The sequence below is a fragment of the Cupriavidus sp. OV096 genome, assembly GCF_900115455.1.
Lineage (GTDB): Bacteria > Pseudomonadota > Gammaproteobacteria > Burkholderiales > Burkholderiaceae > Cupriavidus.
Map to the genome: position 1 here is coordinate 475,284 of NZ_FOWM01000003.1, position 22,521 is coordinate 497,804.

Below are 22,521 nucleotides of genomic sequence, written 5' to 3' on the forward strand. Positions count from 1 at the left end.
GGCCACGGCGCGCGTCACGCGACGATATGCGGTCGTCCGTCGGGAAGCATCTCCCCCGTCGGGAGGGTTGCGGCCCTAGTCGGCCAGTTCGAAGACCACGTCCTGCGCGCCCTCCCAGAGCACCTTGGTGCCGAGCGCCCGGAGGTTCTCCCGGCCTTCGACGATGGTCAGAAAGTGGTTGCCGGCCAGCTGGCCCATCTTGCTGGCGAAGCAGCAGCTGCCGTAGGCCAGGATGATCTCGGTTTCGCTGTAGCCGCCCGGGTAGAACAGGATGTCGCCCACGGACGGGTGGCTGGTGTGGTTTTCGAAGCCAACGCCCAGCTTGAATTCGCCGAGCGGAATCCAGCAGCCTTCGCCGCTCCAGCGCACGTGGATCAGCTTCTGCCGGTAGGGCAGCAGCTTCAGGAAGGCGGCCACGGTCTCGGGGGCGTCCGGGTGGGTGTCGGCCAGGAAGGTCTGGCCGGCGGCGGTGATGCGGAGTCGGGGCATGGCTATATCTATATAGAGGGGTCGATGGGGGCCGGGTCAGGCCAGCGCCGTCATCAGCGTCTCCGCCACGGCGATCAGGCTGCGGTCGCTGCCCTTCGGGCCGAGCAGGGAAATGCCGAGCGGCGCGCCGGCGCGGCCGGAGAGCGGCAGGCTCAGTTGCGGGAAGCCCGACAGCGGCGTCAGGCACAGCGAGTGGGCGGCGGCGGTGCGGTAGTCCTCCAGCGTCTCGCCGGCGGCGGTGCGCAGCGGGGCGATGTCCGGCATGGTCGGCAGCACCAGCACGCCGTCATGGCCGAGCAGGCGACCCAGGTGCGCGGTGAACTCGCGGCGCACCGCGCTCGACTGCTCGAACTGGGCTTGCGTGACCCCCTTGCTGAACGCGAAGCGCGCGGCCACGTCCGGGCCCATCTGCAGGCCGTAGTTCTCGATCAGCGCGCCATCGGCCTGCCAGGCTTCCCAGCCCTGCACGTAGCGGAAGGCCCAGTACAGGTCGGCCAGCGGCCGGTCGGCCACGTCCACCGGGGTGGCATGGCCCAGCACGGCCTCGATGCGCGCCACCGTGGGCGCCAGCGCGGCGCGAGCTTCGGGTGTCGGCAATTCGAACAAGTCCGATGCCAGCAGCAGGCGAGGCCGGGCCGGCAGCGGATCGGCATCCTTGCCGAACAGCACGTCCGCCACGCGGGCGAAGGTGCCTATGTCTCGGGCGAAGAAGCCGCAGGTATCGAGCGTCTCGCACAGCGGCATGCAGTGCTGGAGCGAGATACGGCCATGCGAGGGGCGGATGCCGAACAGGCCGCAGTGGCTGGCCGGGGCGCGCACCGAGCCGCCGGTGTCCGTGCCGAGCGCGAAGTCGCACAGCTTGTTGGACACCGCCGAGGCCGACCCGGACGACGAACCGCCCGTCACGCGATCGGGCGCGCCGCCGTTGACCGGGCCGCCGTAGTGCGCGTTCTGGCCGTTCATCGAGAAGGCCAGCTCGTCCGTGTGCGACTTGCCGACGAACATCGCGCCGGCATCGAGCAGCTTCTGCACCGTGGGCGCGGTCACGCTCTTGATGCCGGAGCGGGCCAGCACGTGCGGATTGCCGCCGCCGGTGGGGTAGCCGGCCACGTCGAACAGGTCCTTGACGGCGAAGGTCAGCCCCCGCAGCGGGCCGATGGCCGCGTTGGGCACGGGCGCGTCGGGGTAGGGCATGAAGGCGCGGGCGGGATGGGTGGCCAGGGTCATGGCGTTCGGCTTCCTTCTTTTTCGGAGGATGGATGGAGTTTAGGCGGCGGCCGGCGAGGCAGCGGCGGTATTCGAAGGTTCGGAGCTATCGGCCACCAGCACGCAACTGACGCGGTGGCCGTTGCCCAGCGCCACGCTGCGCGGCACTTCGGCCAGGCAGGCGGGGCGGGCGTGCGCGCAGCGCGGGGCGAAGGTGCAGCCCGGCGGCAGCGCGGCCAGGTCAGGCGGGGCGCCGCCGATGGCCTGCAGCCGCTGGCCGCGATCCATGCCGTGCTGGCGGCTTTGCAGCAGCGCCATCGTGTACGGGTGGCGCGCCTCGCGCAGCAGCGTGCGGATCGGGCCTTCCTCGACGATGCGGCCGCCGTACATCACGGCCACGCGGTCGGCAATCTCCACAGCCGCACCCATGTCGTGCGTGACGAAGACGATGGAAAGGCCCAGCTCGCGTTGCAGCTCCCGCAGCAGGATCAGCACCTGGATCTGCACGGTGGCGTCCAGCGCCGTGGTGGGCTCATCGGCCAGCAGGATTTTCGGTTGGGCCGACAGCGCGAGCGCAATCATCGCCCGCTGCCGCATGCCGCCGGACATCTCGTGCGGATAGGCGGCCAGCCGCCGCTCGGGGCTGGGAATGCGCACCGCTTCCAGCGCCTTCAGCGCCAGCGCGCGGGCTTCGGCGGCGGACACCTTCTTGTGCGTCCGAATGCACTCGACGATCTGCTGGCCCACCGTGTACACCGGGTCCAGCGCCAGCAGCGGCTCCTGGAACACCATGGCGACGGTGCCGCCGCGCAGCCGGGCCAGCGCGCGCTTGTCCAGCGCGAGCACGTCCTGGCCATCGACATGGATCTGCCCGCTCATGCGCGTGCGGCGGGGCGGATGGAGGCGCATCAGCGCGCGCAGCGTCACGCTCTTGCCGGAACCGGATTCGCCGATCAGCGCCACGGCTTCGCCGGGGGCCACGTCGAGCGACACGCCGTTCACCGCGCGGATGGTCTTGCCGCCGCCGGCGAAGGTGACGTGGAGGTCCTTGACCGAGACGGCAGGGGAATGGGGGGCTGTCATAGGGGTGTCCCGCAGGTCAGGTGGGTCAGGGCGTGGCCGCGTGCAGGCCCGGCGTCATGCGCCGCAGCGGCAGCGAGTGGCCACCGTCGGGCATCGCCATCAGGCAAGACACGGGATGGCCGGCCAGTTCGTCGGCCAGCACGGGGGTGCGGCGCTCGCAGACCGGCTCGGCGCGGGCGCAGCGCGGATGGAAGCTGCATCCGGACGGCGGATTGATCGGGTTGGGCGGGTCGCCCGCCAGCGGCGCGGCCAGCGTGCGGTGGTCCGGGTCCATCGACGGCATCGACGCCAGCAGCGCGCGCGTGTACGGGTGCGAGGGATTGGCGTAGATCGACTCCGTATCGCCAATCTCCACCACCTTGCCCAGGTACATCACCATCACCCGGTCGCACAGGTAGCGGATGACGTTGAGGTCATGGCTGATGAAGACGTAGGTCAGGTCGAACTCGGCTTTGAGGTCGAGCAGCAGGTTCAGCACCTGGGCTTCCACGGATTTGTCGAGCGCGGACACCGCTTCGTCCAGGATCACCAGCCGGGGCCGCAGCGACAGCGCGCGGGCGATGTTCACCCGCTGGCGCTGCCCGCCGGACAGCTCATGTGGATAGCGCCCGGCAAAGCGCGCCGGGTCCAGCCCCACGCGCTCCAGCAGGTAGCGCGCCCGCTCGGTGGCCTCCCGCGCCGGCACGCCATGCACGCGCGGCGTGAAGGCGATCGATTCCTCGATGGTCAGGCGCGGGTTCAGCGACGAGTAGCTGTCCTGGAACACCATCTGCACCTGGCTGCGGAACGCCTTCATCGGCAGCTGGGGCGAGCCCACGCCCTGGGCGTCGAAGATCAGCTCGCCGCTGTCTTGCGCGGTGAGCTGCATCAGCAGCCGCGCGGTGGTGGACTTGCCGCAGCCGGACTCGCCGACCACGCCGAGGGTTTCGCCCTTGAGCACGTCGAAGCTGACGCCGTCCACGGCGCGGACCTCGCCGGCCTTGTGGAACGGGATGGCCGACTTGAGCGGGAAATGCTTGACGAGATCGCGCGCGATCACGAGTGGCTGGGCCGGGCCGCCGATGTCGCGGGCGTGGGCGGGTGCGGGCGCTGTGAGGAGGTCGCTCATGTTCATTCCTTGATTTCCATGGCCGAGCGGATGCCGTCGGCCAGCAGGTTGAACGAGATCGAGGTCAGGAAAATCATCGCGCCGGGCAGGGCGGCGACCCAGGGCTGGGTGTAGATGGCGGTGCGCAGCGTGTTGAGCATCAGGCCCCACTCGGGCTCGGGCGGCTTCACGCCGAGGCCCAGGAAGGAGAGCCCGGAGGCCAGGATCATCGACACCGAAATCAGACTCGTCGCATAGACGAAAATCGGCCCAAGTACGTTATTCAGCACATGGGCGCGCACGATGGTCAGCGAGCTAGCCCCGGAGGCGCGCGCCGCATCGACGAACTCGCGGTTGCGTACCTGCGTGGTCACGCTCTCCGCCACCCGCACGATCTGCGGTACGAAGACGATGGTCAGCGACAGCAGCGCGTTGCCCACCCCGGCGCCCAGCGTGCCGGACAGCGCGATGGCCAGCAGCACCGACGGAAAGGCGTAGAGGATGTCGGTGAGCCGCATGATGATGGTGTTGGTCCAGCCGCCCGCGTAGCCGGCGATGATGCCGAGTGCGCTGCCGATCACAAACGCCAGCAGCACCGGCGTGATGCCCATGAACAGCGAGAGCCGGCCGCCCAGCATCAGGCGCGAGAGCAGGTCGCGGCCCAGTTCGTCGGTGCCGAGCGGATAGCCAGCGGTGCCGATCGGCTTGAGCCGCTTGAGGATGGAGGACGCGTACGGGTCCGCCGGCATCAGCGCCGGGGCGAAGATCGCCAACACCACCAGGGCGATCAGGATCAGCGCGGCGGCCATCGCCAGCTTGTTGCGCAGCAGGCGGCGGCCCACGGTGGCCCAGTAGCCGGGCGAGCGCGCCACGGGCAGCGGCGCCACGGCCTTGTTCAGTGCGATCTGCATGGGGGCCTCCTTAATTGCGCTGGATGCGGGGGTCGAACAGCGTCTGCAGCGCGTCCACCAGCAGGTTGAGCAGGACAAAGAACACGGCCAGCACGAGGATCGTGCCCTGCAGCAGCGGGAAGTCGCGCTGGAAGATGGCCGAGTTCAGCAGGAAGCCGGTGCCGGGCCACGAGAACACGGTCTCGATCAGAATCGACCCGCCGAGCAGGTAGCCGAGCTGGAGGCCCATCACGGACAGCGCGGTCGGCGCCACGTTCTTGACCACGTGGCGGAACACGGCCACGTCCGACAGGCCCCGGGCGCGCAGGCCGACGATGAACTCGTTGGACAGGATCTCCGCCACCAGCGCCCGGATCGTGCGGGCGACGATGCCCATCGGGATCACCGACATCGTGATGGCCGGCAGCAGCATGTACTGGAAGTGCTCCCAGTCCCACGCCCAGTCCCCCGAGCCGCCCGGGCCGGCGCCGGTGGCGGGCAGCCAGCCGAGCAGCACCGAGAAGGCGATGACCAGCACCATGCCGAGCCAGTAGTGGGGAATGCTGACGCCGAGCACGGACAGGAAGGAGGCGGTGCGGTCGGCGATGGAATCGCGCAGGTAGCCGGCCACGAAGCCGAACAGGCAGCCGAAGGTGAAGCCGATCAGCGTGGCCACGCTGGCCAGCCGGATCGAGTTGATCACGGCGGTGGAAACCTCGCTCATCACCGGGCGATTGGTGGCGATGGAGGTGCCCAGGTCGCCATGGAGCGCGCGGGCCAGCCAGTGCAGAAATTGTTCGAGGAACGGTTTGTCGAAGCCGTACAGCGCGGTGAGTTGGCGCCGGAGGTCTTCGGAGGCATCGGGCGGCAGCACCGAGACGAGGGGGTCCCCGGGGGCGATGTGGACCAGCGAGAAGCAGAGCAGGGCAACCCCAAGCAGGATAGGCAGCGCATAGAGAATGCGGCGAAGCAGGTAAGTCATGGTCTGTGGCCGGCTAGTGTGGGGGCGGAGGGTTTTCTCCCCTCGCCCGCTTGCGGGAGAGGGGCCGGGGGAGAGGGCCGGAGTGTCTCGATGCGATGTCTCAACTTGAACCGCTGCCCTCTCCCCCGCCCCTCTCCCAAGGGGAGAGGGGAGAACACAACGGGGCGCAAACCAACTCAGTCCATCGACATCGTCGCGATATCGATAAACCAGCTCTGCGGCTGCACCACGCCCTTGACCTTCTTCGAGATGGCGCGCGGGCCCACGTCGTGGGCGATCAGCACGAATGGCGACTCTTCCACGATGCGCGCGTGCAGCTTGGCCAGCGCGGCGTCACGGGACTTTTCGTCGAACGAGGTGCGGGCGGTCTCGATCAGCTTGTCGAACTCCGCATTGCCGAAGAAGCCCCAGTTGTTCGAGACCGGCGGCTGCGTCTTGGTGCTGACGAAGCGGACCATCGCGAAGAACGGGTCCATCGCCGCGAAGCTGACGTTGATGGCGTTGGCGCCGTGCGCGCTGGCATCCTTGGCGCCGATGCGCCAGTTGGTGAACAGGGTGTTCCACTCCACGACGTCGAAGTCCACGTCGAAGAAGCACTCCTTGAGGTTCTGCTGCACGTACTCGTTCATCGGCAGCGGCTGCATCTGGCCCGAGCCGGACGCCGACACCTGCACCTTCACCTTCAGCGGCTTGGCGGCCGAGTAGCCGGCTTCGGCCATCAGCTTGCGGGCGGCGTTGGCGTCGTACTTGATGTCGAACTTGGGATTGCCCCACCACGGGTTGCCGGCTTCCACGATGCCCTTGGCCTCGGCCATGTAGCCGCCCAGCAGCGTCTTCAGGCCCGAGCGGTTCACGCAGAGGTTGGCGGCCTGGCGCACGCGCTTGTCCAGCCACGGCGAATTCGGCGCGAAGGAGAGCTGCCACGGCCACATGTGCGGCTGGGCGTTGGCGTAGACCTCGAAGCCGCGGCTCTTGATCTGGGCGACGGCGTCAGGCGCGGGAGCCTCGATCCAGTCGACCTGGCCCGACAGCAGCGCGGCGGTGCGCGCGTTGGCCTCGGGCATCGGCACCATTACCACCTTGTCGATCTTGGGCACGCGCTTGCTGTCCCAGTAGCTGGCGTTCTTGGCCAGTTCCAGGCGCTCGCGCGGGACGAAGCGGGTCATCTTGAACGGGCCGGTGCCGGAGGCGTCGGCGGCGAAGGCGACCCACGCCTGCTTGCTGCGCTCGGCCGCATCGGTCACCGAGGCTGGCACGGCGGCGAACTTCTTCTCCCACTGCGTGGGCGAGGCCATGAACAGGTTCGAGATGTTGTACGGCAGGAACGAGTCCGGCTCGGACGTGACCAGCTCCACGGTCAGGTCGTCGATCTTCTTCGCGCTGCGCAGCGTGGGCATGCGCGAGGCGGTCACGCCCACCTGGCTCGCATCGAACTGCTTGGCGGTCTTGTCGAGCACCTTGTTGACGTTCCAGACCACGGCGTCCGCGTTGAAGGCGGAGCCGTCGTGGAACTTCACGCCGGGACGCAGCTTGAAGGTCCACTTGGTCTTGTCGGCGGCGTCCACCTTCCACTCGGTGGCGAGGTCGGGAATCAGCAGGCTGGGGCCGTTGCCCTTGGAGAGGTCCCACTGCGTCAGCGCGTCGTACATCGGAATGCCGGTGAAGCGGTTGCCCTCGAAGCCCTGGTCGGGCTGGCCGAGCGTGCGCGGGATGTCGGCAGCGGTCATGCCGATGCGCAGCGTCTTCTCGGCCATGGCGGCGCCGGGCAGTGCGAGGAACGAGAGGGCCAGGACTGCGGCGGAGAAACCTTTCGCGTGGGCGGACGTTTGGTGGTTCACAGGCAATGCTCCTGAGTGGGGGAAGGGCTGCCTTCGGTCTAGCAAGTCATGTGCCAGTCGCGCCGCCCCGGCGCGTGGTCTGGTTCTTGCACCGGGCGTTGGTCATTCATCATTCACTCACGAAGCAGACAAGGCAGACATGGATTCGAAAGTTCTTCCTCGCATCAATAGCGCCCGGCTGTGGCAATCGCTCATGGATCTGGGCGCGATCGGCGCCACGCCGAAGGGCGGCGTGTGTCGCATCGCGCTGACCGATGAAGACCGCAAGGGCCGCGACCTCGTGGTGCAGTGGTGCCGCGAGGCGGGCCTGGACGTGCGCGTGGACGAGATCGGCAATGTCTTCGCGCGCCGCGCCGGCACGGACCCTGCCGCGCGGGCCGTGGCCACGGGCAGCCATATCGACACCCAGCCCTCGGGCGGCAAGTTCGACGGCAACTTCGGCGTGCTGGCGGGGCTGGAGGTCATGCGTACGCTCAACGACCTCGGCATCCAGACGCGCGCGCCGCTGGAGGTGGCGTTCTGGACCAACGAGGAGGGCACCCGCTTCACGCCGGTGATGATGGGCTCGGGCGTGTTCGCCGGCGTGTTCGATGCCGACGAGGCGCGCCGCCAGCAAGACCGCGACGGGGTGAGCGTGGGCGACGCGCTGGCCGCCATCGGCTATCACGGCGCGCAGCCTGCCGGCGAGGTGCCGGGCGGCATGTTCGCGGCCTACTTCGAGGCCCATATCGAGCAGGGACCGGTGCTGGAGGCGGCCGGGCTGCCGATCGGCGTGGTCTCGGGCGCGCTGGGCCAGCAGTGGTACGACGTGACCGTGACCGGCCAGGACGCCCACGCCGGCCCGACCCCGCTGGCGCTGCGGCACGATGCGCTGCTGGCAACGGCGCGGATGATCGAGGCCGTGAACCGCATCGCCCGGGATGCCGCGCCGCATGGCCGGGGCACCGTCGGCTATGTCGAGGTCAAGCCGAACTCACGCAACGTGATTCCGGGGCGGGTGGACTTTACGGTGGACTTCCGCAACCTGTCGCAGGACGGGCTGGACCGGATGGATGCGGCGATGCGCGCGGCCTTCGCCGGCATTGCTGACGTGGCGGCGGTGAGCGTGGAGATTCGCCAGGTGGTGAAGTTCGAGCCCTGCCTGTTCGCCCCGGCCTGCGTGGACAGCGTGCGGCGCGCGGCGGCGGCGCTGGGGCTGTCGAGCATGGACGTGGTCAGCGGTGCGGGCCACGACGCGGTTTACGTGGCGCAGCGCGCCCCCACCGGGATGATCTTCGTGCCCTGCAAGGACGGCATCAGCCATAACGAACTGGAAGATGCGCTGCCCGAGCACATCGAGGCCGGCGCCAACGTGCTGCTGCAGGCGATGCTGGAGCACGCTCGCTGATCGCCGGTGGCAGCCTCAATGTCCGATCGACCTTGAAATCGCCCACGCGCACTCGATGACGAGGGGCCCCAGCTTGCGCTGGGCCTCCGCCATCGTCCACCGGCTGGCGGGCGGTGACACATGCACCGCGCCCACCGCCACCCCCTGGCTGTTCACGATGGGCGCCCCCACGCCCATATCGCCCAAAAACAGCTCCTCCTCGTTGCAGGCATAGCCCAGGCCCCGGCACGCCACCACCTGCGCGAAGATCGCGTCTACATCGGTCAGCGTGGCCGGCGTGCGCGGCGCGCGCGTGGAGGCCTCCAGCACCGCGCGCACCTGCGCATCGGGCAACGTGCTCAGGTAGGCGCGGCCGGAACTCGTGCAGTACATCGGAATGCGCATGCCCACCGGCGTCAGCACGGGCATGTGCTTGGCGGTCATCAGTTGCGCCACGTAGACCATGTCCAGCCCCACGGGCTCGGTCAGATTGGCCGTCTCGCCGCTGGCGTTGGCCAACTGGGACAGGTAGGGGCTGGCAATCGGAATCAGCGCATCGGCGGCCAGGTAGTTGTAGCCGATCTCCATCACCTTCGGCGTCAGGCGGAAGCGGCGGGTCTGCGGGTGCTTGTCGATATAGCCGAGGCTTTCGAGCGTATGGACCGTGCGCTGGGCCGAACTCTTGGTCATGCCGGTGAGGCCGGCCACTTCGGAGAGCGTCAGCGTGCGATGGACGGCGCTGAAGGCGCGCAGGACTTCGAGCCCTTTTTCGAGCGATTGATTGAACAGCGGATCGGCGGACATGGGAGACGGACAGCGGGGCGGATTACCAAGGTTCGGCACCATCGTCGTGAAACCCTGCACCACGATGGCTGCATATTGCACCAAGATACGCATGAATCGATTATCGATTTCATAACGTCCCGCCATGATACCCGGCGCCTCGACGGCTGGCGCGTCTCTGGTGTTTACCCCTAGGGTTTTCCGGGTTGTCTCCAGTGAAATATCACACTAGTATCACAGCAACTTCAACGAACGTTGAGACGAAGCGAGCAACCCGTGGCGAACCCTATTCGACTGGTCGGCGGTGCCGACCCCCAGCCGGCAACCACTCCCGTAGCGCCCCTCATGCCCCCCACGCCTGCCCAGAGCGGCGCGGCGCTGCGCGAGCAGGCGTACACGGAGATCAAGCGCCGCATCATCGCGTGCGAGTTCCGTCCCGGCGAGCCGCTGATCGAGGCCCAGGTGGCCGCGCTGCTCGGCCTGGGCCGCACGCCGGTCCATCAGGCGCTGCATCGGCTCGAAGTGGAAGGGCTGGTGTCCATCCTGCCGCGCAAGGGCGTGCTGGTGACGCCGCTGTCGCTGAACGAAGTGCTCGACATGATCGAGGTGCGCGCCACCAATGAGGTGCTGTGCGCCACGCTGGCCTGCGAGCGCGGGCACGACAGCGACTTCAAGGCCATGCGCGACATCGTGGACCGCTCGCCCGAGCTGATTGCCCGCCGCGACATTCCCGCGCTGGCCTCGCTCGACCTCAAGTTCCATACCGCCATGTCCGCCGCCTCGCGCAACCGCGTGCTGGCCGAACTGCTGCGCGGCCTGCATGAGAAACAGGCGCGCTTCTGGTTCCTCTCGCTGTCCGATCCCCAGCACCTGGAGAACGTCTACCAGGAGCATCTGGAGATCGTCGACGCGCTCGAGCGCCGGGACATCCCGGCCGTGCGCGAGGCGATCCGCGAACATATCGACGAATTCCGGAAGAACATCATCCGGACTCTCTGACCGACCCTTTTCCCTCGTAACCAGGTAGTACGCCATGCCGACACTGCACCTCCAGGTAGCCGGCGGGGGCCCGCTCGCCCTCGACGTCCAACGACTCATCATCGCCGGCTGGACTGGCCGCGACGCCGCCGCTGTCCAGCATCACATCGAAGAACTCCAGGCGCTGGGCGTGAAGCCGCCCGCCACCGTGCCGACCTTCTACCCGCTGGCCGCCTCGCTGCTGACCACCGCCGACGTGCTCGAGGTGCCGCGCGACGACTCGTCGGGCGAGACCGAATTCGTGCTGCTGCAGGGCGCGGACGCGCTGTACATCGGCATCGGCTCGGACCATACCGACCGGAAGGTCGAAGCCTATGACGTGACCGTCTCCAAGCAGATGTGCGGCAAGCCGATGGGCCGCGAGGTCTGGCGCTTCGACGAGGTGGCCGATCATTGGGACGAGCTGGAAATGCGCTGCTGGCGCGTGCGCGACGGCCAGCGTGCGCTGTATCAGGAAGGCAAGGTCACGCGCCTGCTGGACCCGCGCGATCTGGTGCAACGCCTGACTGGCGAAGCGCAGCTGCCGCCCGGCACCGCCATGTTCTGCGGCACGCAGGCCGTGATCGGCGACCTGGGCCACGGCGACGCCTTCGAGGTGGAGCTGCACGACCCGGTGCGCCATCGCACGCTGCGCCATGCGTACCGCGTGGCGTCGCTGGAGGTGGCCGAATGAGCGCCGCCCCGACCATTGCCGCCCTGGCTGCCTCGCTGGCGGCTGGACGCACGACCAGCGTGGCGCTGACCGAAGACGCGCTGGCCCGGATCGCGCAGCACCAGCGTGCTGGCGGCGTCGCCTTCCTGCACGTGGACGCCGACGGTGCGCTGGCGCAGGCCCGCGCGGCTGACCAGGCGCGCGCCGCCGGGCTCGTGGCATCGCCGCTGGCCGGCCTGCCGGTGTCCATCAAGGATCTGTTCGATGTGCGCGGCCAGATGACGCGTGCCGGCTCGGTGGCGCTGGACGGCACCGCCCCGGCCCAGGCCGACGCGCCCGCCGTGGCTCGCCTGCGCGCGGCTGGCGCGGTGCTGATCGGCCGTACCAATATGAGCGAGTTCGCGTTCTCGGGCCTGGGGCTGAACCCCCACTACGGCACGCCGCGCACGCCGTTCGACGCCGAGCGCATCGCCGGCGGCTCCACCTCGGGCGGCGCGGTCAGCGTGGCCGAGGAGATGGCCGTGGCCGCGCTGGGCACCGACACGGGCGGCTCGATCCGCATTCCGTCGGCGTTCTGCGGGCTGACGGGCTTCAAGCCGACCGCGCGCCGCGTGCCGCTGTCCGGCGCGGTGCCGCTGTCGACCTCGCTCGATTCGGCCGGCCCGCTGGCGCGCTCGGTGGCGTGCTGCGTGGCGATGGACGCGGCGCTGAGCGGCGAGACGCTCGACACCCGGCCCGCCGATTTGTCCGGCCTGCGCCTCTACGTCACGCGCGACTTCGTGATGGATGGTGTGGAGGCCGAGGTGGCGCAGGCGTTCGAGGCCACGCTGTCGCGTCTGTCGGCCAAGGGGGCGCAAATCGTTACCTTCGATTTCCCAGAACTGCGCCGCCTGCCCGAGATCAACGCTGGCGGCGGGCTGACCGCCGCCGAGTCGTGGACCTGGCACCGCGATCTGCTGGCCAAGCAGGGCGACCGCTACGACCAGCGCGTGGCCCAGCGTATCCGTCGCGGCCAGCAGCAGAGTGCCGCCGACTACATCACGCTGCTGGCCGAGCGCGCCGCCATGCAGGCGCGCGCCGCCGAGCGCCTGCGCGATGCCGACGCCTGGCTGATGCCGACCGTCGCCGTGCGCCCGCCGCGCCTGGATGCGTTGGCGCGTGACGAGGACTTCTTCGCCACGAATGGCCTGGTGCTGCGCAACCCGAGCGTGATCAATTGGCTCGACGGCTGCGCGGCGTCCCTGCCGATGGGGCAGGGCATCGGCCTCGGCGTCTGCGGCCTGCACGGGCACGACGCCCGCGTGCTGCAGGTAGCCGGCGCCATCGAGCCGGGCCTGGCGTAAGCCGGGCAGCCAGCAAATCGGCCGGAGTTCCACGGCCGCGGCCATGCGCTCCAGCACAACACAGCGCAAGCCAGAGGGCGCCGCCAATGTAGCGGCGCCCCGCCCACCACACCCAAGGAGTAATCACCGATGTCTTCCGTGATGACCGGCGCCCCTGGCGCCCTGGAGAGCCTGCCGCCCGCGGAATTGGCTCAGCAACGCAACGAGGCGTACCGCAAGATCACCGTGCGCCTGATCCCGTTCCTCGTGTTCCTGTTCATCCTGGCCTGGATCGACCGCGTCAACGTGGGCTTCGCCAAGCTCCAGATGCTCCAGGATCTGCAGTTCAGCGAGGCCGTGTACGGCCTGGGCGCGGGGATTTTCTTCATCGGCTACTTCCTGTTCGAGGTGCCGAGCAACCTGCTGCTGGAGAAGATCGGCGCGCGCAAGACGCTGGCGCGCATCACCATCCTTTGGGGCCTGGCCTCGATGGCGATGATCTTCGTTAAGACGCCGGGGCAGTTCTACGCGCTGCGCTTCCTGCTGGGGATTTTCGAGGCGGGCTTTTTCCCGGGTGTGGTGCTGTACCTGACCTACTGGTTCCCGGCCGACCGCCGCGCGCGCATCAACGGCCTGTTCATGACCTCGTTCGCGATCGCTGGCGTGATCGGCGGCCCGCTGGCCGGCTTCATCATGAGCGCGATGGACGGCGTGGATGGCCTGGCCAACTGGCAGTGGCTGTTCGTGATCGAGGGGATTCCGTCGGTGCTGGCCGGTGTGGCGGTGCTGATGTTCCTGCCCGAGAAGCCGGTCAACGCGAAATGGCTGACGGCCACCGAGCAGACGCTGGTGACGCGCGAGGTGGAGGCCGAGGCACGTGACCCGGCCAAGCATTCATCGCTCAGGGACGCCTTCGCCAATTCGCGAGTCTGGATCTGCGCGGCGATCTACTTCTGCGTGGTGAGCGGCAATGCCACCATCGCGTTCTGGTCCCCGTCGATCATCAAGGAGCTGGGCGTCAAGGGCAACCTGCAGATCGGTCTGATCTCGGCGATTCCGTTCGTGGCCGGCACCATCGCCATGGTGCTCAACGGCATCCACTCGGACCGCTCGGGCGAACGCCGGATGCACTGCGCCATGGCCACGCTGCTGGCCGCGGTGGGCCTGACGCTGACCGGCATGTGGCTGCACAGCGCCACGCTGGCACTGGTGGCGCTGACCATCGCCTCGGTCGGCATCCTGGCGGCTTTCCCGGTGTTCTGGTCCCTGCCGTCGGCCTTCCTGGCCGGCACGGCGGCGGCGGGCGGCATCGCCCTGATCAACTCCATCGGCAACCTGGCCGGCTTCGTGGCGCCGTACATGATCGGCTGGTTCAAGACCAATACGGGGCGGCTGTCGTCCGGCCTGTATTTCGTCGCCGCGCTGGAAGCCTGCGCCACGGTGTTGGTGCTGGCCTTCATCCGCACCCGGCGCTAAGCCCCAGGCGGGGCCGGACGAGGCGCAAGCCGGGCAGGGGGCTGGATTCCCGCTGCAGCTTGCGCTACAATCCGCAGCCTTGTCGACCGTTGGAAAAAGTTACCTCAACGGCACGGCCGGCATCCGACGGCAGATCATGAAAGGCGGGCAGTTCCAGCCGCCTTTTTTGCTTTGTCGAGGATGCGCAGCGCCAACCGACAACGCGGCCGCCCGCCAGGGCAACCGCCGCAAGGACCGCGAGGGTGGCGAAATTGGTAGACGCACCAGGTTTAGGTCCTGACGCCAGCAATGGTGTAGGGGTTCGAGTCCCCTCCCTCGCACCAATCATCATTTGTGGGTTATTCGCCACAATTTCCTGCCTCACGCGGGCTACCCAGCCAACGGGGGTCGTCCCCTGCGTCGCGGCACAACCGGCCCCTAACGAGACCGGTCCCCCCCTCAATTCAACGGAAAGCGCTTCGCCAACGCCGTGAACCGTGCATCTTCCTTGCGCACCTGTGCGGCGAATTCTTCTGGCGTGTTGACCAGCGGTTCGGCGCCAACGGCCGTGATCGCTTTTTGCAGTTCGGCATGACCCATGGCTTCGCGCACGGCGGCGTAGATGCTCTGGGTGACGGCTGGCGGCGTGTCTTTCGGTGCGAACAGGCCGAACCAGGTGGTGTACTCGTACTGCGGCATGCCGGTCTCCACCACGGTGCGCACATCCGGCGCCTCGCTGAACCGATGGGTGCCCTGGTTGGCGACGATCTTCAGCGTGCCCGCCTTCTGGTGCGGGAGCGCCGACGCCACGCCGGTCACGGCGAAGTTCACGTTGTTGGCGATCATGTCGGTGATGATGGCCGCGGTTCCCTTGTAGTTGACCACGATCAGGTTGGGCAGCGCTTCCGCCTTCAATTGCTGGCCGAAGAGCTTGGCGACGTTTTCGCCCGTGCCCATGGAGCAGGGCGTGGCGGCTGTCTTGCAGTACTTGATCAGTTCGGGCAGGGAGGTTGCGGGGAATTTTCCGTTGGCAACGATTACGCCCGGCGATTGCGCGATGTTGGTGACGGGTACCAGGCTGGTCAGCGGATCGGTGCCCGTGAACGAGGGCGCGTGCTTGGTGAGGACGATGGCCGGCGTTTGGAGCAGCAGCGTGTAGCCGTCGGGCTTGGCCTCGGCGACCTTGCGCGTGCCGATCAGGCCGTCGGCGCCAGGCAGGTTGACCACCAGCACCGGCTGGCCCCATTGCTCGCCCAGCAGTTTGGCCGTCGCGCGCGCGGAGGCGTCGGTGCCGCCGCCCGGTACGTAGGGCACGACGATGGTGACGGGGCGATTGGGCTTCCACGCCGTCTGCGCCAGCGCGGGTGTGACAGCGCCCCAGGTGGCGGCTGCCAGGACGGCGCAGCGCAGCAGCGGGCCCTGATAGGCGTGGCGGCGGGGGTTGGTGTGGGTGATCGGCATGTTGGGTCTCCTCCTGTGATTTTTTCTAGTGTCGATTGGCGGGTCAGCGCGCCCAGCGCTTCTCGAAGTCCCAGACCTCTTCGAAGCCGATCAGCCTGCAGAACTCGTTGAAGTCCGCCATGGGAATCTCGGGCGACAGGCTGGTGCCCGCCTCCTTGAGGTGGCGCAGGGACTTCTCCATCGCGGCGGCGGCGACCAGGCTGGTCATGGCGGGGAAGATGGCGAGCGAGTAGCCGATCTCCTTGAGCACGCTGGCTGGCAGGATCGGCGTCTTCCCGCCGTCAGCCATGTTGGCCATCATGGGCAGGTCGAAGGCGTCGCAGGCGCGGCGCATTTCTTCCTCGGACTGGGGCGCCTCGAAGAACAGGATGTCGGCGCCGGCCTTCGCATAGGCCTCCATGCGGCGCATGGCATCGTCCACGCCCAGGCTGGCGCGGGCATCGGTACGGGCGATGATGAGGAAATTCTCCTTGTCCTGACGGGCTTCCGACGCGACCTTGATCTTTTCGACCATGTCCTCGATCGGCACGCAGCGCTTATAGGGCGTGTGGCCGCACTTCTTGGGAAATTCCTGATCCTCGATCTGGATGGCGGTGACGCCGGCTTCCTCGTAGCCGCGCACGGTGTGGTGCACGTTGAGCAGGCCGCCGTAGCCGGTATCCGCATCGGCGATCAGCGCCGCCTTTGAGGTGCGGGTGATGGTGCGCATGCGGTCCACCATCTGCGTATAGGTGGCAATGCCGGCATCGGGCAGCCCCAGGCTGGAGGCGGTGAGCCAGTAGCCGGAGCCGTAGATGATCTCGAAGCCGACCTTGTTAGTCATGACGGTGGCGATCATGTCCTGCACGCCGGGGATGACGATGAACTCGCCGGCGGCAAGTTTTTGTCGGAGGATGGGATTGGCCATGGCGGCTCCAGTAGGCTAGAAAAGGGAAGGGAAGTGCGGCTTAGTCCATCGAGGCCAGCCACGGCTGGTCGCGCTGCACGCGCGCCTCATAGGCGCGCAGCGCCGCGTCATGACGCAGGGTCCGGTCTACCTCGTCTTCGGCCGAGAGCAGTTGCTCCGCATGGCCGTCGGCGAGCGTGACGGGAATGACGCTGCCATCGGGAAGCTGCAGGCTGCGCTCGGCCACCAGCAGGTGCAGCGGCGCATCTCCTGCACCGGCGAGTGCTTGCAAGAGGCGCGCATGATCCGCTGGCGTCACGGTGGCGGCCACCACGCCGTTCTTCACGCAGTTGTTGCGGAAGATGTCGCCAAACGACAGCGCGACCACGGCCTGCACGCCGTAGTCTGACAAGGCCCAGACGGCATGTTCGCGCGATGAGCCGCAACCAAAGTTCTGCAATGCGACCAGCACCTGCGGCGGCGACGGTTGGGCCATGAACGCCACTTCCGGGCGGCCTTCGGCCAGCCAGTCGGCAAACAGGTGCGCTCCCATGCCAGTGCGCTGCACCAGGCGCAGGAAGCGTCCCGGGAAGATGGCATCGGTGTCGATGTCGTCGCGCTGCATGACCGCAGCGCGGCCTTGGACTTCTGCGATAACGGCTTTCATGCGAGGTACTCCCGGGGGTCGGTCAAGCGTCCTTGCAGGGCGGATGCCGCGACGGCGGCGGGGCTCATCAGGTGGGTACGGCCGCCTTGTCCCTGCCGGTTCTCGAAGTTCCGGTTGGAGGTGGAAGCGCAGCGCTCGCCCGGCGCGAGGCTGTCGCCATTCATGCCGATGCACATGGAGCAGCCCGATTCACGCCACTCGAAACCCGCGTCGACAAAGACTTTCGCCAGGCCCTCGGCCTCGGCCGCGCGCTTGACGCTGCCCGAACCCGGGACCACCAGCGCACGTACGCCCTTGGCCACGTGGCGACCGCGCACCACATCGGCAGCGGCGCGCAGATCTTCCAGTCGACCATTGGTACAGGAGCCAATAAAGGCCACGTCGATCGGCACCGAAGACAGCGCCTGGCCGATCTTGAGACCCATGTAGGCGAGGTTTTCTTCCAGACGGTTGCGCTCGGCTTCCTCGCCGAGCATGGCGCCGTCGCCGACGTTGCCGGAGAACGCAGCGCTGTCGGCTGGCGTGGTGCCCCAGGTGACGAGCGGGGAGACGGTGGCGGCATCGAACGCCACGCTGCGGTCGTAGTCGCCCGTCGCATCGGTGCGCAGCGCGCTCCATGCCTGCGCGGCCTGCTCGAAATGGTCGCGCGCGGCGCCTTGTACGCGGTCGCGCAGGTAGGCGAGGGTGGTCGCATCCGGTGCGATCAGGCCGAAGCGTGAGCCGGCCTCGATGGTCATGTTGCAAAGCGTGAGCCGCGCCTCCATCGACAGCGCATCGACCATCGGGCCGAAGTATTCGACGCCGTAGCCATTGCCGCCGCTGGTGCCGATGTGATGGATGATGGCCAGCGCCAGGTCCTTGGCGTAGACGCCCCTGGCCAGCGCGCCCGAGATGGCGATGCCCATCGTGCGCGGCTTGCGCATCCACAGGCTCTGGGTGCTCATGACATGGGCGACTTCCGAGGTGCCGATGCCCCAGGCCAGCGCGCCCAAGGCGCCCAGCGTGGCGCTGTGCGAGTCGCCACAGACCACGGTGCTGCCCGGCAGCACGTAGCCCAGTTCCGGCGCGATGACGTGGACGATGCCCTGTAAGGGGTGGTCCAGGTCGAACAGGCGCATGCCGGTGGCCTGCGCATTGCGCCGCAGGGTGGCGATCTGCTCGCGGCTTTCCGCGTTGGGGATGTGGGTCAGGCGGTCGGCCGTGGTCGGTACGTTGTGATCCTGCACGGCGATGTGGCGCGGCGACGAGCGCAGCGCATGACCCGCCTCGGCCATGCTGGCGAAGGCTTGCGGACTCGATACCTCCTGCACCAGGTGCCGGTCGATATAGATCAGGTCCTCGCCGGCATCGTTACGGGCCACCGCGTGGGCCGCCCAGATCTTGTCGAATAGAGTTGTCATGGTGTGGGTTCACTCAGCATGGGTCGGTGGTGCCACCGTCCAAAGTCAATCGAGCTTGATGTGGGCAGCCTTGACGATCGCCTTGTTCTTGTCGAGGTCACGCACGATCTCGCGGCCATAGGCATCAGGCGTGCCCGGCGTGGCGACGATGCCGAGCGACGCCAGGCGCTCACGCATCGCGGGGTCGTTCAACACTTTCTGTAGCGCGGCGCTGAGCTTGTCGATTACAGGCTTGGGCGTGCGGGCGGGGGCCATCAGACCCACCCACGAGCTGATCTCGAAGTCCTTCATGCCGGCTTCGATCAGCGTCGGCACGTTCGGCAGCGAGGGGGCGCGCTCGCGCGACGTCACGGCCACCGCATCGACCTGGCCGCTCTTGACGAAGGGCATGGCGCCCGTCACCGCCGCGAAGGTCACGGGCAGGTTGCCGCCGACCACATCGAGCAAGGCCTGGCCGCCACCCTTGTATGGCACGTGGGTCATCGGGATGCCGGTGCGCTGATGGAACATCTCGCCGGCCAGATGGGTGGTGCTGCCATTGCCCGCGCTCCCGTAGGACATGCCCCCAGCCACCGTCCTGGCGTAGTGCTGCAAGTCCGCCACGGTCTTGATGCCCAGCTTCGGATTGGCGGCGATCATCAGCACGGCGTCACCGATCTTGCCGATGGGCGTGAAGTCCTTGACCGTGTCGAAGGGCACCTTGGCATAGACATTGGGATTGATCACCAGCGTGCCGTCATAGCCGAGCAGCAGCGTGTAGCCATCGGGATCCGCCTTCGCCGCCATCTGCGTGCCGATATTGCCGCCAGCGCCGGGCTTGTTATCGACGATGATCTGCTGGCCAAGCTGCTGGCCGAGCTTCTCTGCCACGATGCGGGCGCTGGTGTCGGTCACGCCGGCATTGGCGAAGGGCACGATCAGGCGGATTGGCTTGTTGGGATAGTCGGCCTGCGCGTGCGCGGCGGATATGCCGCAAGCGGTCAATGCCAGGGTGGCGCCGAGCAGGCGGCGGCGGGCTTGGGCGGACAGGCTGAGAGGCTGTTTCACGATGGTTGTCTCCGGTCTTTGTAGTGGGGAAGGCATCGACGTGCCTTTTCTATGACGATTGCAGCGGAACTTCGAAGTCGGTGTGGCTCAGGCTCGTGGGTCGCGGGCGCGACGGTTGGCGGCTATCGCCATCAGGTTTTCATCGCGCCAGGCCCGTCGGGATTCCAGGTCTGACTGCGGCAGGTGCTCGCGGCGTTGCGCCTCCACTTCCCGGATCAGCGCCGGGTCCCAAGGTGTCTCGTGGCCGCGTGAATTCGCGATGCGCTGGTACAGCGGACCCAGCCGCACCGCATAGTCGGCCACGCCGCCCGGCGCGTTCAGGTCGATGGTTTCGAATGGCCCCATGAACGACCAGCGCCAGCCCAGGCCGTCGCGTATGGTCTTGTCGATGTCCTCGCAACTGGCCACGCCTTCCTGCGCCAGCGCCCACGCTTCGCGCAGCAGCACAGCCTGCAGCCGGTTCAGGACGAAGCCTTCCACTTCCTTGCGCACGTGGACCACGGTCTGGCCCACGGCGCGCATCAGGGCGTCGGCAAAGTCGACTGTGCTCGACGCCGTCTCCGGCGACGGCACCAGCTCAACGACCGGGACCAGATAAGGCGGATTGACCGGGTGTGCGATCAGCACGCGCGGCGAGATGGACAGGCCCAGGGCAAACGCCGATCCGGGGATGCCGGACGTGGAGCTGCCGACGACCATATCGGGGGAGGCCAGCGCGTCGAGATCCACCATCAGCTGGCGTTTCACCTCCACGCGTTCGAGCACCGACTCCTGCACATAGGCAACGCCTTCCACCGCCTCGGCCAGCGTGGCAACCGGCGTGATGCGGGCCAGCACGGTGGCGGGGTCCTCATCGATCAACCCGTGCCGCTGCAAGCCGGCCAGTTGCCCTTCGATGAGCGGCACCGCCTGGCGCGTGATCTCCGGGTTGGCGTCGAACATCGTCACGTTCAGGCCAGCCCGGGCAAAGACGATGGCCCAGCCGGCGCCTACCAGCCCGGCGCCGACGATGGCTACCGGGCGGCCGGCGCAGAGCGCCTGAATCTTATGGTTGTCGGTCATGTTGTCTTGGGTCTCCTGTTATGTGGCGTCGCGCTTGCGTACGGTGCCGCGCTCGACCAGCACGCAGGGCACATCCACGCTGCTCGCCATGACCTGTCCGCCGATCTGCTCGAACAGCAGGGTCCGCGTGGCGTGCACCATCTGCTCCACGTTCTGCTGCACGGTCGTCAGGTCGAAGGACGGCCACGCGGCTTGCGGCACGTTGTCGAAGCCCACCACGGAAACATCGCGCGGCACTTGCATGCCCAGTTCGGCACGCAGGGTCTCCAGCGCCGCGATGGCCATGTGGTCATTGGCGGCGAACAGCGCGTCCGGGCGGTTGTCGGGGTCACGGAACAGCGCGAGCACCGCGCGCCGCGCTTCGGCGAAGTCGTAGTCGCCGACGCCCCGGGCATGCAGCGGCAGGCCGGCTGCAGCGAGGGCATCGCATAGCCCGGCCTCGCGGTCGCGGCTGGTCGATGCGTTCTCCGATCCGGCCAGCCAGGCAATGCGGCGGTGGCCGGTGCGCACCAGCAGTTCCCCGACTTGCCGGCCGCCCGCGCGGTTCTGCGAGGTGACCGAACTGGTCGAGTAGCCGCCCATGGGGCCAACCTGTGCCACCCGGTTGAACAGCACTACGGGAATGCCGGCGTTGATGCAGTCGTTGGCAAGTGCCGACGACAGCGTCGTGGAGGCCATCACGATGCCATCGACCTGATACTGGAGGATGTCCGCCAGGACGTTGTCGGCCTCTTCCGTCTCGCTGATAAACAGCAGCACGTGATAGCCATCCTGCTGCAGCGCCTGGCACAGGCGTTCGATGACCACGGGGTAGAACTGGTTCTCCAGATAGCTCATGACCAGGCCGATGATCCGGCTGCGGCGGGTGATCAGGCTGCGGGCGATGGCATTGGGCCGGTAGCCGAGCTTGCGGGCGGCGGTCTCGATACGCTCACGCGTTTCGGGCGCCACGCTGGCGCCGGGCGTGAAGGTGCGGCTGACGGCGGACTGCGAGACTTCCGCCAGGCGGGCCACGTCGTGGGCGGTGACTTTTTTCATGCCGCTGTCCATCCCCCGTCAAGCATCAGCGCGCTGCCCGTCATCAGGCTGGAAGCGTCGCTGGCGAGGAACACCACCGGACCCATCACCTCGTCGATCCGACCCAGCCGGCCCAGCGCGATCTTGTCGAGCACAAAGCGGCGAAACGACGGGTCCTCGAACATCGGCGCGGTGAGCGTCGTCTCGATAAAGGTAGGGCAGAGCGTATTGACGCGGATGCCCGCCGGTCCCAGCTCCCAGGCCAGGGCCTTGCTCATGCCCTCGATCGCATGCTTGCTGGCGCAGTAGAGCGCACGGCGCGGGCTGCCCACGTGCCCCATCTGCGAGGAGACGTTGATGAAAGAACCGGGCAGGCCCGCCGCCTGCAGGCTGCGCGCCACTTCGCGGGAGACATAGAAGGTCGCCTTTACGTTCAGCGCAAAGACCGCGTCGATGTCTTCGTCGGACGTTTCGGTCAGCAGTTTGGGCCGATTCATGCCCGCGTTGTTGACGAGGATCTGGAACGGCGGGCGGCTGCTGATCGCGCGCTCGACAGCCGAGGGGTCCGTGACGTCCAGCACCATGAAGTCGGCGCTGCCGCCTTGCGCACGAATGGCGGCGCAAGCGGCCTCCAGCTCGGCCCCGGACCGGGCGGCCAGGGTGACCTCGGCACCAGCCTGTGCCAGTGCCACGGCCGCCGCCAACCCCAGGCCGCGGCCTCCGCCGGTGACGAGGGCGCGCTTGCCATCGAGACGAAAGCCGCCGAATGCCGGCAATGGCGTCACGGCTG

Annotated in this window: 21 protein-coding genes and 1 tRNA gene; 6 read left to right on the forward strand and 16 right to left on the reverse strand. The window is 67.9% G+C overall.

Translation table 11 applies throughout. The annotated features are described in order from the left end of the window. Positions 1-75: 75 nt before the first annotated feature. The 7 genes from BM115_RS09500 to BM115_RS09530 all read right to left on the reverse strand — a co-directional run bounded on the left by BM115_RS09500 (position 76) and on the right by BM115_RS09530 (position 7,491). Positions 76-489 carry a DUF3830 family protein gene (locus BM115_RS09500; RefSeq protein WP_092292980.1) on the reverse strand — a complete coding sequence of 138 codons (414 nt, stop codon included), beginning with the start codon at positions 487-489 and terminating at the stop codon, positions 76-78. Positions 490-525: 36 nt separating this feature from the next. Further along, positions 526-1,716: an amidase gene (locus BM115_RS09505; protein WP_092292982.1), complete on the reverse strand. Its 1,191-nt coding sequence runs from the start codon at positions 1,714-1,716 to the stop codon at positions 526-528. 39 nt (positions 1,717-1,755) lie between these two features. Then, on the reverse strand, positions 1,756-2,778 hold the full coding sequence (locus BM115_RS09510; RefSeq protein WP_092292984.1) for an ABC transporter ATP-binding protein: 1,023 nt from the start codon (positions 2,776-2,778) through the stop codon (positions 1,756-1,758). A gap of 25 nt (positions 2,779-2,803) precedes the next feature. Then, on the reverse strand, positions 2,804-3,886 hold the full coding sequence (locus BM115_RS09515; RefSeq protein ID WP_092293325.1) for an ABC transporter ATP-binding protein: 1,083 nt from the start codon (positions 3,884-3,886) through the stop codon (positions 2,804-2,806). Positions 3,887-3,888: 2 nt separating this feature from the next. Beyond that, entirely contained in the window at positions 3,889-4,776 is an 888-nt protein-coding gene (locus tag BM115_RS09520) for an ABC transporter permease (RefSeq protein ID WP_092292986.1), read from the reverse strand. 10 nt (positions 4,777-4,786) lie between these two features. Then, a complete protein-coding gene (locus tag BM115_RS09525) occupies positions 4,787-5,737 on the reverse strand; it encodes an ABC transporter permease (protein ID WP_092292988.1) in 951 nt (316 codons plus the stop codon). 176 nt (positions 5,738-5,913) lie between these two features. Beyond that, the gene (locus BM115_RS09530) at positions 5,914-7,491 is read right to left on the reverse strand and encodes an ABC transporter substrate-binding protein (protein ID WP_255370764.1); all 1,578 of its coding nucleotides are present in this window, start codon (positions 7,489-7,491) and stop codon (positions 5,914-5,916) included. A 223-nt stretch (positions 7,492-7,714) separates the two neighbouring features. Here BM115_RS09530 and BM115_RS09535 point away from each other — a divergent pair, with 223 nt between their 5' ends. Further along, positions 7,715-8,962 carry a Zn-dependent hydrolase gene (locus tag BM115_RS09535; RefSeq protein WP_092292992.1) on the forward strand — a complete coding sequence of 416 codons (1,248 nt, stop codon included), beginning with the start codon at positions 7,715-7,717 and terminating at the stop codon, positions 8,960-8,962. A gap of 15 nt (positions 8,963-8,977) precedes the next feature. Here BM115_RS09535 and BM115_RS09540 read toward each other — a convergent pair whose 3' ends face one another. Further along, a complete protein-coding gene (locus BM115_RS09540) occupies positions 8,978-9,745 on the reverse strand; it encodes an IclR family transcriptional regulator (protein ID WP_092293327.1) in 768 nt (255 codons plus the stop codon). A gap of 255 nt (positions 9,746-10,000) precedes the next feature. Here BM115_RS09540 and BM115_RS09545 point away from each other — a divergent pair, with 255 nt between their 5' ends. The 5 genes from BM115_RS09545 to BM115_RS09565 all read left to right on the forward strand — a co-directional run bounded on the left by BM115_RS09545 (position 10,001) and on the right by BM115_RS09565 (position 14,535). After that, positions 10,001-10,723 (forward strand): GntR family transcriptional regulator, encoded by a 723-nt coding sequence (locus BM115_RS09545; RefSeq protein ID WP_092292994.1) that lies wholly within the window; start codon positions 10,001-10,003, stop codon positions 10,721-10,723. Between the two features lie 34 nt (positions 10,724-10,757). Next, positions 10,758-11,435, forward strand: a complete 678-nt coding sequence (locus BM115_RS09550; RefSeq protein WP_092292996.1) for a DUF2848 domain-containing protein — start codon at positions 10,758-10,760, stop codon at positions 11,433-11,435. Next, the gene (locus BM115_RS09555; protein ID WP_092292998.1) at positions 11,432-12,757 is read left to right on the forward strand and encodes an amidase; all 1,326 of its coding nucleotides are present in this window, start codon (positions 11,432-11,434) and stop codon (positions 12,755-12,757) included. Before BM115_RS09550 ends, BM115_RS09555 begins: the two co-directional genes overlap by 4 nt. Positions 12,758-12,886: 129 nt before the next feature. After that, positions 12,887-14,212, forward strand: a complete 1,326-nt coding sequence (locus BM115_RS09560) for an MFS transporter (RefSeq protein ID WP_092293000.1) — start codon at positions 12,887-12,889, stop codon at positions 14,210-14,212. A gap of 236 nt (positions 14,213-14,448) precedes the next feature. After that, positions 14,449-14,535: transfer RNA gene (locus tag BM115_RS09565), tRNA-Leu, on the forward strand. A 115-nt stretch (positions 14,536-14,650) separates the two neighbouring features. Here the strand turns inward: BM115_RS09565 and BM115_RS09570 are convergent. The 8 genes from BM115_RS09570 to BM115_RS09605 all read right to left on the reverse strand — a co-directional run bounded on the left by BM115_RS09570 (position 14,651) and on the right by BM115_RS09605 (position 22,516). After that, positions 14,651-15,652 (reverse strand): Bug family tripartite tricarboxylate transporter substrate binding protein, encoded by a 1,002-nt coding sequence (locus tag BM115_RS09570; protein ID WP_092293002.1) that lies wholly within the window; start codon positions 15,650-15,652, stop codon positions 14,651-14,653. Between the two features lie 43 nt (positions 15,653-15,695). Beyond that, positions 15,696-16,559: an isocitrate lyase/PEP mutase family protein gene (locus tag BM115_RS09575; RefSeq protein ID WP_092293004.1), complete on the reverse strand. Its 864-nt coding sequence runs from the start codon at positions 16,557-16,559 to the stop codon at positions 15,696-15,698. A gap of 40 nt (positions 16,560-16,599) precedes the next feature. After that, the gene (gene leuD / locus BM115_RS09580) at positions 16,600-17,205 is read right to left on the reverse strand and encodes a 3-isopropylmalate dehydratase small subunit (RefSeq protein ID WP_092293006.1); all 606 of its coding nucleotides are present in this window, start codon (positions 17,203-17,205) and stop codon (positions 16,600-16,602) included. After that, entirely contained in the window at positions 17,202-18,605 is a 1,404-nt protein-coding gene (gene leuC / locus BM115_RS09585) for a 3-isopropylmalate dehydratase large subunit (protein ID WP_092293008.1), read from the reverse strand. Before leuC ends, leuD begins: the two co-directional genes overlap by 4 nt. A 45-nt stretch (positions 18,606-18,650) precedes the next feature. Next, positions 18,651-19,652 carry a Bug family tripartite tricarboxylate transporter substrate binding protein gene (locus BM115_RS09590; protein ID WP_255370749.1) on the reverse strand — a complete coding sequence of 334 codons (1,002 nt, stop codon included), beginning with the start codon at positions 19,650-19,652 and terminating at the stop codon, positions 18,651-18,653. A gap of 87 nt (positions 19,653-19,739) precedes the next feature. Beyond that, the gene (locus BM115_RS09595) at positions 19,740-20,714 is read right to left on the reverse strand and encodes a 3-hydroxyacyl-CoA dehydrogenase (RefSeq protein WP_092293011.1); all 975 of its coding nucleotides are present in this window, start codon (positions 20,712-20,714) and stop codon (positions 19,740-19,742) included. 18 nt (positions 20,715-20,732) lie between these two features. Then, positions 20,733-21,752, reverse strand: coding sequence for a LacI family DNA-binding transcriptional regulator (locus BM115_RS09600; RefSeq protein ID WP_092293329.1), 1,020 nt, complete (start codon positions 21,750-21,752; stop codon positions 20,733-20,735). Then, on the reverse strand, positions 21,749-22,516 hold the full coding sequence (locus tag BM115_RS09605; protein ID WP_255370750.1) for an SDR family NAD(P)-dependent oxidoreductase: 768 nt from the start codon (positions 22,514-22,516) through the stop codon (positions 21,749-21,751). The genes BM115_RS09600 and BM115_RS09605 overlap by 4 nt, the downstream gene beginning before the upstream one ends. Positions 22,517-22,521: the final 5 nt, after the last annotated feature.

Excerpts from the sequence above, each read along its gene's own strand:
- BM115_RS09500 (WP_092292980.1), bottom strand. The coding sequence starts at position 489 with ATGCCCCGACTCCGCATCACCGCCGCCGGCCAGACCTTCCTGGCCGAC.
- BM115_RS09560 (WP_092293000.1), top strand. The coding sequence starts at position 12,887 with ATGTCTTCCGTGATGACCGGCGCCCCTGGCGCCCTGGAGAGCCTGCCG.
- BM115_RS09535 (WP_092292992.1), top strand. The coding sequence starts at position 7,715 with ATGGATTCGAAAGTTCTTCCTCGCATCAATAGCGCCCGGCTGTGGCAA.
- BM115_RS09570 (WP_092293002.1), bottom strand. The coding sequence starts at position 15,652 with ATGCCGATCACCCACACCAACCCCCGCCGCCACGCCTATCAGGGCCCG.
- BM115_RS09530 (WP_255370764.1), bottom strand. The coding sequence starts at position 7,491 with ATGGCCGAGAAGACGCTGCGCATCGGCATGACCGCTGCCGACATCCCG.
- BM115_RS09540 (WP_092293327.1), bottom strand. The coding sequence starts at position 9,745 with ATGTCCGCCGATCCGCTGTTCAATCAATCGCTCGAAAAAGGGCTCGAA.
- BM115_RS09510 (WP_092292984.1), bottom strand. The coding sequence starts at position 2,778 with ATGACAGCCCCCCATTCCCCTGCCGTCTCGGTCAAGGACCTCCACGTC.
- leuC (WP_092293008.1), bottom strand. The coding sequence starts at position 18,605 with ATGACAACTCTATTCGACAAGATCTGGGCGGCCCACGCGGTGGCCCGT.
- BM115_RS09595 (WP_092293011.1), bottom strand. The coding sequence starts at position 20,714 with ATGACCGACAACCATAAGATTCAGGCGCTCTGCGCCGGCCGCCCGGTA.
- BM115_RS09550 (WP_092292996.1), top strand. The coding sequence starts at position 10,758 with ATGCCGACACTGCACCTCCAGGTAGCCGGCGGGGGCCCGCTCGCCCTC.
- BM115_RS09525 (WP_092292988.1), bottom strand. The coding sequence starts at position 5,737 with ATGACTTACCTGCTTCGCCGCATTCTCTATGCGCTGCCTATCCTGCTT.
- BM115_RS09600 (WP_092293329.1), bottom strand. The coding sequence starts at position 21,752 with ATGAAAAAAGTCACCGCCCACGACGTGGCCCGCCTGGCGGAAGTCTCG.
- BM115_RS09520 (WP_092292986.1), bottom strand. The coding sequence starts at position 4,776 with ATGCAGATCGCACTGAACAAGGCCGTGGCGCCGCTGCCCGTGGCGCGC.
- BM115_RS09515 (WP_092293325.1), bottom strand. The coding sequence starts at position 3,886 with ATGAGCGACCTCCTCACAGCGCCCGCACCCGCCCACGCCCGCGACATC.
- leuD (WP_092293006.1), bottom strand. The coding sequence starts at position 17,205 with ATGAAAGCCGTTATCGCAGAAGTCCAAGGCCGCGCTGCGGTCATGCAG.
- BM115_RS09505 (WP_092292982.1), bottom strand. The coding sequence starts at position 1,716 with ATGACCCTGGCCACCCATCCCGCCCGCGCCTTCATGCCCTACCCCGAC.
- BM115_RS09555 (WP_092292998.1), top strand. The coding sequence starts at position 11,432 with ATGAGCGCCGCCCCGACCATTGCCGCCCTGGCTGCCTCGCTGGCGGCT.
- BM115_RS09575 (WP_092293004.1), bottom strand. The coding sequence starts at position 16,559 with ATGGCCAATCCCATCCTCCGACAAAAACTTGCCGCCGGCGAGTTCATC.